Below are 16,322 nucleotides of genomic sequence, written 5' to 3'. Positions count from 1 at the left end.
GTTGGATCATTTCCTGGAACAAAAATTCCGTTCGTTACAAATCAGACCCGTACAAACGGGTTTTCGCGCATTTCATCGCCCAGACGGGTGTCCGGACCATGCCCGGTCACCACGGTTGCGTCTTCGTCGAGGGTGTACAGCCGCTGCTTGATCGAGCGCACGATGGTCGCCTGGTCGCCGCCCCACAAATCCGTGCGTCCGACACCGCGACGAAACAGCGTATCACCGGCAATCAGCAGCTTGGCTTCGGAAAACCAGAAGCTCATGGAGCCCGGCGTATGACCTGGCGTGTGCAGCGCCACGCCGCAGCCGCAGGCCAGCTCCTCATCATCGGCCAGCCAGCGATCCGGGGATGGCACCGGGGTATAAGGAACGCCGAACATCTGGCACTGCATTTCCAGGTTGTCCCAGAGAAACTGGTCTTCCTTGTGCAGATGCAACGTCGCACCGGTTTTCTCCTTGAGTTGACCGGAAGCCAGGAAATGATCGAGGTGGGCGTGAGTGTGAATGATGCTGACCACTTTCAGTCCCAGGGCATCGAGACGCGCCAGGATCAGCTCATGATTGCCACCCGGATCGACGACGATGGCCTTTTTCGTTACCGGATCACCGATGATCGTGCAGTTGCACTGCAAAGGACCGACGGGGAAGGTTTCGCGAATGAGGGTGGGTTGCTGGGACATCGGCGGGGCCTGCTCGATAAACGTGGATGAGCGATTTTCTCACAATTGAGTATCCTGCAAATGGCCGCGATGTGTAACGTGAAAAATCCTTAGCCCAGCACCCCCAATTCCTTGGCTCGCGCCACCGCCTGCGTACGCCGCTCGACCCCGAGCTTGCTATTGATATGGCTGGCGTGGGTCTTGACCGTGTGCAGGGAAATAAACAGCTGATCGCTGATTTCCTGGTTCGAACAGCCTTGGGCGATCAATCTAAGGACCGCCATTTCACGGGTACTGAGTTGCTCTGCGGCTGCGCAGGACTCCAGCCCGGGACGGGCAGCCAATGCCGGCAGTTTTTCACTGAGGCTCAGGGAAACGGGGGTTGGCGGACAGCTTTGAAGCTGCCCACGCAGCCAGTCCGGGTGCTCGGCCAACAAGCCCTCGAAGGGTTGCAGCACCCCTCCGCCGGCGGCGTCCAGCGCCTGGGCCAGTGCCTTGCGTGCTTCCGGTTCCCGTCCACTACCCAGCAACAACGCCACTTTCTGGGTCAGCGCCATGGCGCTGAGCATCTGCCGACCGCTTTGCTGGCCATGTTCGAGCAGTGCATTCAAACGCCCTTCGGCCAGCATCGGTTGGCCCTGGATGACGTCGAGCAAGGCTTGTTGCAATTCGATATGCAGCGGTAATTGCGGGTGGAACTCCGGTGGTGCCGCCGCGTTTTCGCCGTTATAGGTCTGTCCCAGACGCGCCAGCCAGGCTTCGGCCAGATCGGTGCGCCCCTGGGCCAGCCAGAGTTCACATTTGACCAAGGTGATCATGGCCAGGTAGTAGATCGGTGGCACATCCCAGATGTGCATGAGCCGTTCGGCTTCGGCAAGCTCGGCAAAGGCCTTGGCGAACTCGCCGCTGCTGCCTTCCAGCCTGGCAATCACGCAGTGGCCGATCAGTACGCTGATGTCACGGCAGGCGCGCGCCTCGCTCAAACCGGCCTGTAATCGCACCCGCGCCAATTGCGGTTGCATACGCAGGGCCAGCAAAAAACCCTCGTACAAGGTCAGCCGGGCGCGAACCGCATATAGCCGTTGCGCAGGCAAGCTCTGCAGGCGCTGCATTCCCTGACGGACTTCTTCCAGCGCCCGACAGATTTCCCCGCGAGCTTGCAACACCCGGGCGCGGTCGTAGTGCGCCAGTGCTTCGAACAAGGGGTTGCCGACCCGTTGCGCCAACTCCAGCGATTCGCGGTTCAATCCCCGTGCCCGCCACAAATCGCCGTCGGCAATGGCGAGGTTGGACAGGGTCGAAAGGCACATCAGGCGCTGGCCATAACGCTTGCACGGAAGACTTTCCAACGCTTCGCGGCAGTACCGCAGCGTCAGTTCGCGGTTGCCGCGTCCACGGGCAATGATGCCGCTCAACGCCAGCCATTGAGCGAGCATCGACTTCTGTGCGGTGGCCGACGGAGCAGGCAGGAAACGGCTCAAATGGCTGGCCAGCTCTTCGGCGGCATCCAGTTGGCAAGCCATCCCCAACGCCCAGCTATAAAGCACGATCAGCCGCGGCGTGCTGATCAGCAAGCTGTCAGGCAAGTCCATTTTCCAGCGCAGCAACATGCCGACATTCTGCTCGGCCAGCAGCTGCTCTTCGGAGAGGTTCTGCACCAGGTTCGCCGCGACGTCCAGATGACCGGCGCGCAAGGCCTGCTCCACGGCCTCATCGAGCAGTCCCTGGGCATTGAACCAGCGGCAGGCACGCAGGTGCAGGCTGGCGGCCGGCACCATCGACTGGGAAGTCGGGCGCGTGCGCAACAGATCGGAAAACAGGTGATGGTAACGATACCAGTGGCCGTGCTCATCCAGCGGCACCAGGAACACCTGGTGAGCGAGCAGGAAGCGCAGGATTTCGCCGCTGTCATGGGCGTCGCGAACGGCATCGCACAGTTCGCTGCAAAAGCGCTCCTGGGGCGCCGTGTCGTAGAGGAACGACTGGACCTCGGCGGGCAGGCAATCGATGACCTCTTCGAGCAGGTAATCGCGGATCAGCCCTTCCCCGCCGTGCAAGGATTGCGGCAGCGCGCCGTCGGTACCCGCCTCCGAGGCGGCCAGCAGCCAGAAACGCAACCCCGCGACCCAACCTTCGCTGCGCTGGATCAGGTTTTCCAGCGCTTCACCGCGCAAGGAACTGCTGTGCCGGTCGAGCAGGCTCAAGGCCTCGTCGTGGGTCAGGCGCAGATCCTGTTCATGCAATTCAAGCAGTTGTCGCGACAGCCGCAGCCGCGCCAGATGCCAGTCGGGACGTTGGCGACTGGTGACCATCACCAGCAAGCCATCAGGGAGATGATTGAGGAAAAATTGCAGGCAACGGTCCAGTACCGGCCCCTGGGCCAGATGGTAATCATCCAGCACCAGCAGCAATGGCGTCGCGGTAGACAAGTGCTCGGCCAATTCGTCGAGCAGGCCATCCAGCCATTCTTCGAATGCGAAAGGCTGATGGCGCTGGCGCATTTTCAACAGCCCGAGCGATTGCCTGCCCAGGTGCGGGAAGTAGTCCTGGAGGCCTTCCAGCAGGCGCTCGAGAAAACGTCCCGGGTCACTGTCTCGCGGGCTCAAACCCAGCCAGAGACTTTGCCAGTGCGCCGGCAACCCCTGACAAAACTCCACCGCCAACGAACTCTTGCCGAACCCTGCCGGTGCACTGACCAGCAATAACCTGCCACCGAGCCCGGCACTCAGGCGCTCGCACAAACGTGGACGCAGCACATGGCCGTCGGGCAACGGCGGGCGGAAGAAGCGCCCGTCGAGTGTCGCGACAGCAACGTTTGCAGAACCTGGGGATGTAGACAAATCAGTCATAGCCGGCTCTTGTTTGAATTGCGGGTGGCGGCGTTGCAGATGTCCGCAGACTAGCCGTAAACGGATAGGGAATGAAGGTAATTGCTACAAATGGCTACAAAAAGTCTACAGGCAAAAAAAACGCCCCGAACCAGTCGGGGCGTTTTCAGAGGGTGCGGCCTCTACTCAGTTCACTTTAGCGAACACCATCCTGACGCAAGGCGGCCGGGGTGAAGTCGCTGGTGGTGGCAGTGAAGCCGAAGTCATAGGCGGACTTCTCTTCGTTCTTCATGCCCAGCGCCAGGTAACGACCCGATTGCAAGTCGTACAGGGTTTCAAGGGCATACCACGGTACTTGCTTGTCGTAGTAGTTCTCGGCATGGGCCTCGGCGACGCGCCACAGTTGACCGCGACCGTCGTAATGATCGATGACCGCTGCTTGCCAGGTGTCTTCGTCAATGTAGAAGTCACGCTTGGCGTAGATGTGGCGCTGACCTTCCTTCAGGGTGGCAACTACATGCCACACACGACGCAACTCGTAACGAGCCAGGTCCTGGTTGATGTGACCGGCCTTGATGATGTCTGCGTACTTGAGCTTCGGATCGTCGAGCTTGTAGGCATCGGAGGCGATGTACATCTCTTTCTTGCCTTCGAGCTTCCAGTCGTAACGATCCGGTGCACCGTTGTACATGTCCAGGTTGTCGGAGGTACGCAGACCATCGGCTGCGGTACCCGGGCCGTCATAGGACACTTGCGGCGCACGGCGCACACGACGCTGGCCGGCGTTGTAGACCCATGCCGAGCGCGGCTCCTTGACCTGGTCGAGGGTTTCGTGAACCAGCAGTACACCACCGGCCAGACGCGCCGGCGCGGTCACTTTCTGCTTGAAGTAGAACAGGATGTTGCCCGGGTTCGCCGGATCGTAGTCCTTCATCTTGTCGCGGAACACGAACTGGTCCTGGAAGTACACCAGGCTGAACGAGCCGTTCGGCTGTGGCGTGGCCTGGGTTACCAGGCGGGTCACGCTACCACCACGATAACGGGTGATGTGGTTCCAGATGACTTCAACGCCGCTTTTCGGAATCGGGAACGGAATGGCGGTTTCAAAGTTCTCCAGGCCGTTGCCGCCGGACACCAGTTTGGTGTTGGTGGCGTTCTTCTTGATGGAGGCGAACACGTCATCCGGCACAGTGGCACCGCGATGGGACGGATAAACCGGCATCTTGAAGGTTTCCGGGTAGCGCTTGAACATCGCGTACTGGCCCGGGGCAAGCTTTTCCTTGTACTGGTCGACGTTCTGCGCCGTGATGGTGAACAGCGGTTTTTCACCCGGGTACGGATCGGACAGGAAGCCCTTGCTGTCGACCGCTCCGGCATTCTTCGGCAACGGTTTCCAGGCCGGAATCGAACCGTCGGCGTTACCCGCCATCTCAGCGCCCATCGGGGTCAGGCTCTTGCCCAGTTTGTCGGCCTCGGCCTGGGGAACCGCTGCTATGACGCTGGTCGCCAGCAGTGAAAGGCCCAGAACACCGGCGTGGAACAGACTCTTTGTTATTTTCATATGTTCGTTCGTCCTGAAAATTCAGTGCTTAGAAGTTCACGCCGAGGCTGAGCGCAACGAAGTCGCGGTCATCCACGGTGGTGTACTTGCCGTCGAAGAAGTTGGTGTAGGCCAGGCTCGCGGTGTAGGTGTTCTGGTACTCGGCGTCGACACCCAGGCTCACCGCCTTGCGGCCTTCCTCGAAGTTGCCGCCAGGCCCAGGGGAGTAGCCTTCCACGTCATGAGACCAGGCTACGTTTGGCTTGAGGTTCACACCGGCAAACACGTCGTTGTATTCCCAGATGGCACGACCGCGGTAGCCCCATGAAGTCGCAGTGGTGAAGCCTTCGTCGGTGCAGTTGCGGCTGCGGTTGTTGGTCGGCGTACCCGGGCCGGCACCGCTGATGGTGCTGTTGTTGAGTGTCACGCAGGTATTGAGCGCGCCAGAGGCTGGCAATTCACCCGGACCGTAGACCGGATCGCGACCATAACGAACGTCGGAAGTGCTTTCCAGGCCGCCAACGTGGGTCACGCCCACTTCGCCCACCAGGGTCAGACGGCTGGCGCCCATGACCTGATCGAAGAAGTGCGTCAGGGTGGTCTGGAACTGGGTGACTTCCTTGCGACGATACCCGTGCAGGTCCTGACCCGGCACGCCGGTAAGCAGCGATGCATTGGTCAACGGGTTGTTCGGGTTGTTATTGCCTATAGGACGAACACCGGAGAACAGGATGTCGGTGGAGTTGAGCTGCACCGGAGCGTTCGGACGGTAGCTGATCTCACCGCTCCACGCCGTACCGGTAGGCAGGGTGGTGGAGAAGCTCAGGCCGTAGAGTCGGATGTCTTCCGGGTACTCGATGAAGTACTGCGAATTACCCGCCACCAGCAATGGCGCCAGTGCGGCGAACGGGCCGCCCTGGAGGGCCGCTGCAGTGTTGTAGACCGACTGCGGCGCACCGGTAGCGCTGAAGATCGGCGCACGGCTGTGGTAATTCATGAAGTAGGCGCCGAACTCGGTGTCCAGCGGATCGAACATGTACTTGAGGGACGCGCCCCACTGGCCGCTGTCGCGGGCATCGCGATCGGGGCCACGACGCACCAGAACACCCTCATTGTTGACGTCGACGCCGTTGGCGGCCAAAGGCCCCAGGGCAATGGCCGGAATTTGCGAGCGCTTGGCCAGTACGCGCAGGTTGTCGTCGCAGCCGTCGGCAACGATGTCTGGCTGGGAGAAGAACGTGCCGCAGTTGTCGACAACGGTCTGGTCCCATTCAATTTGGTAGAACGCTTCGGCCGAGAGGTTTTCGGTCAGGCTCTGGGACACATAGAACATGTTGACCGGGATCAGGCCTTCCTTGATCTCGGCCCCCGGACGGCGGAACGCGGACACGTCGATCGGGTTGATCGAGTTGATGCCACCACCGATGAAGGTACTTTCACCCCAGCTCACGACCTGCTTGCCCAGACGCACGGAGCCTGGCTGATCGGCAATGGAGTAGTTGTGGTAGACGAAGGCGTCGAGGATCTGGCCGCCGGCAGACTTGGCGCCTTCCTTGCGGTTGTCGTCGCTGATGTCCTTGAACGGACGGCTTTCGTCCTTCAGTTCAAAGTCGTACCAGTATTTGCCACGGACGAAAACACCGGTATCGCCGTATTTCAGTTCAAGGTCATGGATGCCCTTGAAGATCTTCGAGAAAGTTTCCCCGCTCTTGAAGTTCAGGTGACCGTCATCAGAAGTCTGGGACAGACCCTTGCCGCCGTTGTTGACACCGATGAGGTTCTTGTTGGCACTTTCGGTAGACCAACTGGCACCGATCGACAGGGATGAGTCGAACTGACCTTCGATTTCACCGACGTTGAAACTGACGCCGAATGCTGGCCCGGCGAGCGTAGAGGCAAGACTGACAGCCAGGGGCAGTTTCGCCCGGCGCCAGAACTGGTTTGCTGATGTCATCGACGCTACTCCATGTGCATTTTATTTTTATGGCAAGAGCACTTCTAAAAACGCTGTGGATAACCGGGAGCCATGGCATCCCAAAGTCATTCCAAAGTTGCATCGCCCCGGTTCGTGCGGTTGCCCCGTTCTTAAAAATCCTTGAGTGGACTATAGCCAGCAGGTAGTAGCGCTTGATCCCTCTAAAGTGTGATTTGCAGCTGCCAGCCACTCTGGAACAGTCCTTTCGCCAGTCCGACACCCGTCGGCACCGCAAGGATGGCTGAAAATTTCGATTTGACAAGCCAAGCGCTTGCTTGGTGGGGGCTGGCGTGCCCTTTCGAGCACGCCAGGTGACGCTTAAAGCGTCGAGAGGAAGGTGCTGTTGGTGGCTTGCCACTCGCTGATGTCGACACGAATGCGCTTCTTGTCGAGCTTGCCGACACTGGTCTTGGGAATTTCAGTAACAAGGGCGATCTGGCTCGGAATTGCCCACTTGCTCAAGTGCCCCAGCTCCACAAACGGCTTGAGGTGTTCCTTGAGTTCCCGCGCCCCGATTGCATGCCCCTCACGGAGCACCAGCAGGGCAAACGGCCGCTCGCCCCACTGCGGATCGGGGATCCCCACCACTGCTACTTCACGTACCGCCGCATGACGGCTGATCAGGTCTTCCAGGTCCAGGGAGGAGATCCACTCGCCACCGGTCTTGATCACGTCCTTGATCCGGTCACGAATGTCGATCACGCCCATGCTGTCCAGGGTCGCCACGTCACCTGTGTGCAGCCAGCCTCCGGCCCAGAGCTCGGCGCCCTTCTGCGGCTCATTGAAATACCCCTCGGTCAGCCATGGCGCGCGTAACACCAGTTCGCCCTGGGTCTCGCCATCGGCGGGCAGGAAGTTGCCCTCGGTGTCGACGATCGCCGCCTCCACCAGTGGCCCCGGCACGCCGGCCTTGATCCGGTAAGTGGTGCGTTCGTCTTCGGTACCCGCCATCAATTCGTCGTTGAGGTGCGCGCACGAAACCAGTGGCCCGGTTTCCGACATGCCGTAGGCGGCAGTCAGCTGAATGCCTTTGGCCTTGGCCGCCTCGTACAGCGTGCGGTTCAGGGCGCTGCCGCCGATGACGATTTTCCAGCCGCCGAAGTCGACGTTCTGCGCGGCCTTGGCATTGAGGACCATCTGCAGAATGGTCGGTACGCAATGGGAGAACGTGACCTTTTCCTTGCGCCACAACTCCACCAGGTACTCCGGGTCATAGCGGCCGGGATACACCTGCTTGAGCCCGAGCATGGTCGCCACATACGGCAAGCCCCAGGCGTGCACGTGGAACATCGGAGTGATTGGCATGTACACATCGTTGGTGCCCAGCAGGCGCACGCTATCGATCGCGCCCATGATGGTCGACACGCCCATGGTGTGCAGCACCAGTTGCCGATGGGTGAAGTACACGCCCTTGGGGTTACCGGTGGTGCCGGTGGTATAGAACGTGGTCGCGACCGAGTTTTCGTCGAAGTCCTCGAAGTCGTATTGCGGGCTCGCCGCGGCCAGCAGTTGTTCGTATTCGCCGACGAGATTCGGCAGGTCCGCGGTTTTTTCCGGCAGGTCAGTCAACAGCAGGGTTTTGTCGACCGTGGTCAGTTGCCCCTCGATGGCCTTGTAGAGACCGACGAACTCGCTGTTGACCAGCACAAAGCGATCCTCGGCGTGGTTCATTGTGTAGAGGATCTGTTCCGGTGACAGGCGCACGTTGATGGTGTGGATCACCGCACCGATCATCGGGATGGCGAACATGCATTCCAGGTAACGATGGCTGTCCCAGTCCATCACACCCACGGCATCCCCAGGCTTGACTCCGGCCGCTGTCAGCACGTTGGCCAGGCGGGCTACCCGTTCGATCAGGGTCGGATAGCTATAGCGCAACTTGTCGCGGTAGATGATCTCGCGGGTTTTCTCATAACGGGCACCGGACATCAGCAGCCGTTTAATCAACAGCGGGTACTGGTAAGCGCCTTCGGCCGGGGGGATAACGCGAGTCTGCAACATAATAATCCCTTTAATCTGACTGCACGGTCGTGACTGAAAGTACGCACTGTAGTGCCCTTGAACGTCAGCCAAATCAGCCAAAGGAATGATTTGCAGAACCCCATGAATGATAGCGTTGCGCCATCAATCATAGGGTTTGATCATCTGTTTGAGCGAGCTTGCTCGCGATGAACCCGGGATTACCGCGGGGGGGGGGGGGGGCAGATATCGAGTGTTATCGTGGACGAGCATCGCGGGCAATCGAGCGTCGACCGGCTGCTCCTACAAGGACAGATATCTGATCAGTGCATCTCGGTAAAAGCGAGCTTCACGCCAATCGCAATCAGCACCGCGCCCATGGTCCGGTCGAACCAGTGGCCCATGCGGGCGAAACCGGCGCGTACGCGCTGCTGGCTGAACAACATCGCCACCAGGCAGAACCAGATCGCTGTCGCCACCGCCAGGTAAACCCCGTACCCGGCCTGTACGGCCAGCGGCGTGTGCGGGTTGATCACCACGGTGAACAGCGAAAGGAAGAACAGCGTGGCTTTCGGATTGAGACCGTTGGTGACGAAACCCGAGGTGAAGGCACCACGGGCGGTGCGCTCGCCGGCTTCCTTGTGCAGGTCGTCAGCCACAGACCTGGCCGGTTGCGCGCGCAGCGCCTTGTAACCGATGTACAGCAGGTAAGCGGCGGCGGCCCATTTCAAGGCATTGAACAGCACGATCGACTGGGACACGATCAGGCCGATACCCAAGAGCGAGTAACCCACATGCAGGAAAATCGCCGTGCCCACGCCCAGCGCGGTCCAGGTGCCCGCACGCCGACCGTGGGTAACACTCTCGCGCACCACCACGGCAAAGTCCGGGCCAGGGCTGGCCACGGCCAGCAAGTGAATCAGGGCAACGGTCAAGAACTCTGTCCAGTACATTGGGGCTCCTTCAGGCCAAGCGTAACTATTTATTTCATCTGGTAGGCTCGGCAGATTACGCCTTCAGTTCATTGCACAAAAGGTACAGTTGATGACGAACACTCGCCGCGCCGTATTCCTCGACCACCCGTCCCTGGACCTCGGCGACCTTGACCTAGCCCCCTTGCGCAGTTGCTTCAGCGATTTGCAGCTGTTCGCCCAGACCTTGCCCGATCAAGTCATCGAACACCTCAAGGGTGCGACCGTCGCCATCAGCAACAAGATCCTGATCGATGCCGCCGCCATGGCCGCCAGCCCTGATCTCAAGCTGATCCTGATCACTGCCACCGGCACCAACAATGTCGACCTCGCCGCCGCCCGCGCCCACGGGATTACCGTGTGCAACTGCCAGGGCTACGGCACACCGTCGGTGGCGCAGCACACGATCATGCTGCTGCTCAACCTGGCCACGCGCCTGGCCGATTATCAAAAAGCCGTCGGCGAAGGCCGCTGGCAGCAAGCCAAACAATTCTGTTTGCTGGATTACCCGATTGTCGAACTCGAAGGCAAAACCCTTGGTCTTTTGGGCCATGGCGAATTGGGCGGCGCGGTCGCACGGCTGGCTGAAGCCTTCGGTATGCGCGTTGTGCTGGGGCAAATTCCAGGGCGCCCTGCCCGGCCGGACCGCCTGCCACTGGATGAGCTGCTACCGCAAGTCGATGCCCTGACCCTGCACTGCCCGCTCAACGAACACACCCGTCACTTCATCGGCGCCCGCGAACTGGCCGCGATGAAACCCGGCGCATTCGTGGTCAACACCGCTCGCGGAGGCCTGATCGACGAACAGGCGCTGGCCAACGCCTTGCGCAACGGGCATCTGGGCGGCGCCGCCACTGACGTGCTGAGCGTCGAGCCTCCCGTCAACGGCAATCCGCTGCTGGCCCATGACATCCCGCGCCTGATCGTCACTCCGCACAACGCCTGGGGCAGCCGTGAAGCGCGCCAGCGAATCGTTGGCCAAGTGACCGAAAATGCACTGGGGTACTTCAGCGGTAAGGCGCTGCGGGTCGTCAGTTGATAAACTGCGGCACTTTTTTTCACAGGAGCAGTTATGGATCCGCGCAGTGAAGTACTGCTTCGTCAGGCCGAGTTATTCCAGGGCTCGGTGTTGTTGGCCGGCTTGCCCGCCGACGACTTGCTGGGCCGTCTGCCCGAAGCTCATGGCTGGTGCTGGCACGCCGGCGATCAGGCCTCGCTGGACGCCCGCTTCGCCGAGCGCAGCCATTTTGGTGTGAATGCTCCTGAGCGCGAGTTCGATACAGCGGTGGTGTTTCTGCCTAAGGCCAAGGACCTGACCGACTACATTCTCAACGCCCTCGCCTCACGGCTGGCTGGCCGCGAGCTGTACCTGGTCGGCGAGAAAAAAAGCGGCATCGAAGGCGCCGCCAAACAACTCAACCCGTTCGGCAAGCCACGCAAACTCGACAGCGCGCGCCACTGCCAGCTCTGGCTGGTCACCGTGGCCAACGCGCCTGAAGCCAAACCACTGGAAAGCCTGGCGCAGACCTATGAACTGCCGCTGGCCGAAGGCCCGTTGAAGGTCATCAGCCTGCCGGGGGTGTTCAGCCATGGTCGCCTGGATCGCGGCAGCGCGCTGCTGCTTGAACATCTGGACAAACTGCCCAGCGGTCACTTGCTCGATTTCGGTTGCGGCGCAGGGGTCTTGGGCGCGGCAGTGAAACGTCGTTACCCGCATAATCAGGTCACGTTGCTGGATGTGGATGCCTTTGCCGCTGCCAGCAGTCGCCTGACCCTGGCGGCCAATGGTCTGGAAGCCGAGGTGATTACCGGTGACGGCATCGATGCCGCCCCGATGGGTTTGAGTGCGATCCTGAGCAATCCTCCGTTCCATGTCGGCGTGCACACCGACTATTTCGCAACGGAGAATTTGCTGCGAAAAGCGGCCAAACATCTGAAAAACGGCGGTGAACTGCGTTTGGTGGCGAACAGCTTCCTGAAGTACCAGCCTCTGATCGAAGAGCATCTGGGCCCGTGCACGATCAAGGCCGAAGGACAGGGCTTCCGGATCTACCGAGCCAAGCGCGGATAGAACTTCGTTGAAAAAGAAGGCTTGCCGAATGGGTTTTGCAAAGGCAGAATCCGCTCCGTCCTAGGGGAGTAGTCTCCCACGAGCGCCACGCTCGTCCGGCATGCGTCAACATACTTGGTCCTCAGACCATGGCGCATGCGACCCAAGCATCCACATCAGATGGATCGCAGGGTTTGACAAGACCTATGACACGAACACCTTACCCGGGGCGGGAAGGCTGTACGTGTCATAGCCGTGTCGACCCGCCCCTTAGGAAAACCCCTGATGCTGGATTCACTACTCGTACCTACCGCAATCGTTGCCTTGGCCGAAATCGGCGACAAGACGCAACTGCTTGCGCTCATTCTCGCTGCCCGCTTCCGCAAGCCCTGGCCGATCATCGCCGGTATCGTCGCCGCGACCCTGGCCAACCATGCGGCCGCCGGTGCAGTGGGCGCCTGGGTCGGCAGTTTCTTCTCGGATACGATGTTGCACTGGATCCTTGCTGCGAGCTTCGCCGCCACGGCGCTATGGACCCTGGTCCCAGACAAGATGGATGACGACGAAGCCAGCACCGCCCGCAAGTTCGGGCCGTTCCTGACTACACTGATTGCGTTCTTCCTGGCGGAAATCGGCGACAAGACCCAGATCGCGACCGTGATGCTGGCTGCGCAGTATCCGGAGCTATGGCTGGTGATCATCGGCACCACCCTCGGCATGCTGATTGCCAACGTGCCCGTGGTATTGGCCGGTAACTTTGCCGCGGAGAAATTGCCGTTGACCCTGATCCGTCGACTGGCGGCGTCGGCGTTCTTCATCCTGGCGATTGTCGCGGTGTACAAGGCGATGCAGAGCAGCGGGTGGGTTTGACGCGATAGGTCGTTAGACCGCGTTATCGTTCTTCGTCGGAACGCCGCCCGGAGCAAGCCCGCTCCCACATTGGGTCTCCAGTGCACACAAAGTTTGCAGTCAATGGAGATTTATTGTGGGAGCGGGCTTGCTCGCGAAGAGGCCAGCAGCCTCACCACATGACTATCAGGACTTCCTAGCCTGCTCATAAAGCGGCATGACCTTCGGAATCGCCGCCTGCAACGCCGCAATACGACTCGACGACGCCGGGTGAGTACTCAGGAACTCCGGTGGTGAACCTTCCGAGACCTTGCTCATCTTGTTCCACAGGGTGATCGCGGCATTCGGGTTGTAACCGGCGCGGGCGGCCAGTTCCAGGCCGATCAGGTCCGCCTCGTTTTCATTGGCACGGCTGTTGGGCAAGGTCATGCCGTAGTTGGCCACGGTATCGGCCAGGGCCAAGGTGTCCTGCCCCACCCCCAACAATGCACCGGCGCCCTGCTTGGCCATTTCGATGCCGTAAGCCTTGGACATCGCTTCACGACCATGCTCGCGCAGGGCGTGGGCGATTTCATGGCCCATGATCGCGGCGATTTCATCGTCGGTCAGTTGCAGTTTGTCGATCAACCCGGTGTAGAAAATGATCTTGCCGCCAGGGCCACAGTTGGCATTGAGTTCATCGCTCTTGATCAGGTTGACTTCCCACTTCCACTGGGCCGCGTCCGGACGGAAATTCGGCGCCTGGGCAATCAGCCGGTCGGCAATCGCCTGAACCCGCCGGGCTTCATTGCTGGACTTGTCCAGCACACCCTTGCTGGACGCTTCGCCCACTGTCTTCTGATAGGACTGGGCGTACATCTGGTCGACCTCTTGCGCAGACAACATGCTGAACATGTACTGCTTGCGCTCAACGCCTACAGCGCCGCCACTGGTGGTATTGACCGACTGGCAGCCGGTGAGCAACAGCGCTGCGCTCAGTGCACTGACAACCAAAATCTTGTTCATCAAAAAACTCTCTGAAAACATGCCGCTTATCCTAGGCGTGGAAATGTATCGACGCCAGATACAATGGACGTAAGACGCACAATTCGGACAAAGCTCTCATCGCCGTAGAAAAAATTCACATACGGCGACAACCCGCAGCCCATAACGCCGCTCATTGATTCAATTACGACATCCGGCACGCAAAAACGGTCCTTTCAACTGCCCGCGCTCATGCCCGCCCGTCACCCTGCCGATACACCTGGGCAAACGTCCTTTCGCGTGCGGAGCCTCCATGAAATTCAAGTCGATCCAGTTTTCCGTGGCGGCCCTTGCCGGCGCCATTGTCCTTAGTGTCGTGGCAGCGCTGGTTGTGTACGCACTGTTCTCCGGCGCCCGGACGCAAGACATGGTCCAGGAGCGGACCCAGGCCCAATTCGAGCAAGTCATCGAACAACGCCTGACGTCCCTGGCGCAAACCCAGGTCAGCCAGATCCAGCGCGAACTCGAAGCACCGCTGCTGATTGCCGGCGGACTGGTGCGGGTCAACGCCCTGATCGGCACACCGGGTGCCGATGGCCAGCCCGCCCTGAGCCTGAGCCGCGAGCAACTGATCGGCCTGATCAAGGAAAACGTGGTCAAGAACCCGAAAATCCTCGGCACCTACATCGGTTGGGAAAAAGACGCACTGGATCACAACGATGCGACCTACGTCGGCACCCAGGTGGTCGGCATCGACGCCAGCAACGGGCGCTTCCTGCCCTGGTGGTTCCGCAACGACGACGGCACCCTGGGCCTGGACAAACTGGTGGACGTCGACGACCAGAAAACCCTGTCCACTGGCGTGCGCGCCAGCGAGTACTACTTGTGCTCGAAAGAAACCAAAAAATCCTGCGTGATCGATCCGGCGCCTTATAAGGTGGGCGACAAAATCGTCATGCTCGCCTCCTTTATTGAACCGATCATGCTCAACGGTGCCTTCCAGGGCATCGTCGGTGCTGACCTGTCGGTGAACTTCATCCAGGAAATGCTCCTGGGCGCCAACCAGAAACTTTACAGCGGCGCCGGGGAAATGGCCCTGATCGGCGGCAATGGCCGGATCGTTGCCTACACCAAGGATCCGAGCAAATTCGGCGAGAAGGTCAGCGACATCCTCGACAGCAAACAGATCGCCAACATGGCCAATCTCAAACGCGGCGAAGTCACCTATACCGTCGACAAGGCCCAAGGCCGAATCGAGTTGTACCTGCCGTTCGGCATCGGCCAGACCGACGCCCGCTGGACCCTGATGCTGCAGTTGCCGCTGAATGCGGTCATGGCCGACCTGCAAAAGCTCCAGGCCGATCTGGACGCGCAGCGCAAATCCGACACCTTCGGTATGGCGATGGTTGGCCTGGTGATTGCCGGTATCGGCTTGCTGGTGATCTGGCTGGTGGGCCACGGCATCGCCCGTCCGCTCAAGCAGATGGTGGCCATGCTCGACGATATCGCCCAGGGCGAAGGCGACCTGACCCGACGCCTGACCAGTGATCGCGCCGATGAACTGGGCTCGATCGCCAAAGGCTTCAACACTTTCCTGGCCAAGTTGCAGGCGATGATCACCCAAGTGGTGACTTCGGTGCAGAGTGTCAGCGATTCATCGGAACACACCGCCGATATCGCCATCCGCACCAACACCGGCGTGCACAAGCAAATGGCCGAGATCGATCAAGTGGCCACCGCCGTACAGGAAATGACCGCCACCGCCCAGGACGTCGCGCGCAATGCGACCCAGGCCGCACAGGCCGCCAGCCATGCCGATCAGGCCGCCAGCCAGGGCATGCAGATCGTGCGCGACACCTCGAACTCCATTGGCGCCCTCGCCGTGGAGATCGGCCGGGCCGTCGGCGTGGTGCAAACCCTGGCCAAGGACAGCGAAAACATCAACGCCATCCTCACCGCCATTCGCGGGATCGCCGAGCAGACCAACCTGCTGGCCCTGAACGCAGCCATCGAAGCCGCCCGTGCCGGTGAACAGGGCCGAGGTTTTGCCGTGGTGGCCGACGAGGTGCGTAACCTGGCGCAGAAGACACAAAAGGCCACCGAAGAAATCCAGACCATGATCCAGCAACTGCAGCAGGGCACGCGGGATGTGGTGCGAGTAATGGAAGACAGCCAGAACCGCACGGACGAAAGCGTACTTCACGCATCGAAAGCCGCTGAAGCACTGGAAACCATTACTCAGGCAGTGTCGGTGATCAACGACATGAACACCCAGATTGCCAGCGCGGCTGAGGAGCAAAGTGCCGTGGCGGACGACATTAACCGCAACGTAATCAACATCGGCCAGGTGGCCAATGAAGTGGCCGGTGGTGCGGATGAGTCGAGTGCGGCCAGTGCCGACTTGACCAAACTGGCTGAACAGCAGCGGCGGTTGATCAATCAGTTCAGGGTTTGATCCAGCGGCCCCATCGCGAGCAAGCTCGCTCCCACAGGGATTTGCGGTGTTCACAAAACCTGTGGGAGCG

11 protein-coding genes, 1 pseudogene and 1 riboswitch are annotated in these 16,322 nt (G+C 60.3%); of the genes and pseudogenes, 5 read left to right on the top strand and 7 right to left on the bottom strand.

All coding sequences use genetic code 11. The features are described from left to right. Nucleotides 1–41: 41 nt before the first annotated feature. The 6 genes from AC3WTM_RS20865 to AC3WTM_RS20840 all read right to left on the bottom strand — a co-directional run bounded on the left by AC3WTM_RS20865 (nucleotide 42) and on the right by AC3WTM_RS20840 (nucleotide 9,917). Complete coding sequence (locus AC3WTM_RS20865) at nucleotides 42–683, bottom strand: MBL fold metallo-hydrolase (RefSeq protein ID WP_102670979.1); 642 nt, start codon at nucleotides 681–683, stop codon at nucleotides 42–44. 89 nt (nucleotides 684–772) lie between these two features. Next, nucleotides 773–3,511: a winged helix-turn-helix domain-containing protein gene (locus tag AC3WTM_RS20860; protein WP_102670978.1), complete on the bottom strand. Its 2,739-nt coding sequence runs from the start codon at nucleotides 3,509–3,511 to the stop codon at nucleotides 773–775. Between the two features lie 175 nt (nucleotides 3,512–3,686). Next, nucleotides 3,687–5,051 (bottom strand): DUF1329 domain-containing protein, encoded by a 1,365-nt coding sequence (locus tag AC3WTM_RS20855; RefSeq protein WP_102670977.1) that lies wholly within the window; start codon nucleotides 5,049–5,051, stop codon nucleotides 3,687–3,689. Between the two features lie 28 nt (nucleotides 5,052–5,079). Then, complete coding sequence (locus AC3WTM_RS20850; protein ID WP_102670976.1) at nucleotides 5,080–6,984, bottom strand: DUF1302 domain-containing protein; 1,905 nt, start codon at nucleotides 6,982–6,984, stop codon at nucleotides 5,080–5,082. A 339-nt stretch (nucleotides 6,985–7,323) separates the two neighbouring features. Continuing rightward, on the bottom strand, nucleotides 7,324–9,006 hold the full coding sequence (locus AC3WTM_RS20845; RefSeq protein WP_102670975.1) for a fatty acid--CoA ligase: 1,683 nt from the start codon (nucleotides 9,004–9,006) through the stop codon (nucleotides 7,324–7,326). A gap of 281 nt (nucleotides 9,007–9,287) precedes the next feature. Then, on the bottom strand, nucleotides 9,288–9,917 hold the full coding sequence (locus AC3WTM_RS20840; protein ID WP_102671691.1) for a LysE family translocator: 630 nt from the start codon (nucleotides 9,915–9,917) through the stop codon (nucleotides 9,288–9,290). Nucleotides 9,918–10,008: 91 nt separating this feature from the next. Here AC3WTM_RS20840 and AC3WTM_RS20835 point away from each other — a divergent pair, with 91 nt between their 5' ends. The 3 genes from AC3WTM_RS20835 to AC3WTM_RS20825 all read left to right on the top strand — a co-directional run bounded on the left by AC3WTM_RS20835 (nucleotide 10,009) and on the right by AC3WTM_RS20825 (nucleotide 12,855). Continuing rightward, nucleotides 10,009–10,974 carry a 2-hydroxyacid dehydrogenase gene (locus AC3WTM_RS20835; RefSeq protein ID WP_102671692.1) on the top strand — a complete coding sequence of 322 codons (966 nt, stop codon included), beginning with the start codon at nucleotides 10,009–10,011 and terminating at the stop codon, nucleotides 10,972–10,974. Nucleotides 10,975–11,007: 33 nt separating this feature from the next. Next, the gene (locus AC3WTM_RS20830) at nucleotides 11,008–12,006 is read left to right on the top strand and encodes a methyltransferase (protein ID WP_102671693.1); all 999 of its coding nucleotides are present in this window, start codon (nucleotides 11,008–11,010) and stop codon (nucleotides 12,004–12,006) included. 50 nt (nucleotides 12,007–12,056) lie between these two features. Continuing rightward, a riboswitch (yybP-ykoY riboswitch) is annotated at nucleotides 12,057–12,181 on the top strand. A gap of 89 nt (nucleotides 12,182–12,270) precedes the next feature. Then, a complete protein-coding gene (locus AC3WTM_RS20825; RefSeq protein ID WP_102671694.1) occupies nucleotides 12,271–12,855 on the top strand; it encodes a TMEM165/GDT1 family protein in 585 nt (194 codons plus the stop codon). Nucleotides 12,856–13,020: 165 nt separating this feature from the next. Here AC3WTM_RS20825 and AC3WTM_RS20820 read toward each other — a convergent pair whose 3' ends face one another. After that, complete coding sequence (locus AC3WTM_RS20820) at nucleotides 13,021–13,839, bottom strand: M48 family metallopeptidase (RefSeq protein ID WP_102671749.1); 819 nt, start codon at nucleotides 13,837–13,839, stop codon at nucleotides 13,021–13,023. 271 nt (nucleotides 13,840–14,110) lie between these two features. On the opposite strand from AC3WTM_RS20820, the pseudogene AC3WTM_RS20815 reads away from it, so the two are divergent. Continuing rightward, nucleotides 14,111–15,397 (top strand): annotated as a pseudogene (locus tag AC3WTM_RS20815) (methyl-accepting chemotaxis protein); the annotation flags it as partial. A 12-nt stretch (nucleotides 15,398–15,409) separates the two neighbouring features. Then, a complete protein-coding gene (locus AC3WTM_RS20810; RefSeq protein WP_371318439.1) occupies nucleotides 15,410–16,252 on the top strand; it encodes a methyl-accepting chemotaxis protein in 843 nt (280 codons plus the stop codon). The last annotated feature ends 70 nt before the right edge of the window (nucleotides 16,253–16,322 follow it).

The sequence above is a fragment of the Pseudomonas sp. EU05-FHT14B02 genome (genome assembly GCF_058791055.1).
Note: the sequence above shows the minus strand (reverse complement) of the source record. Positions and strands in the feature narration are given on the sequence as shown.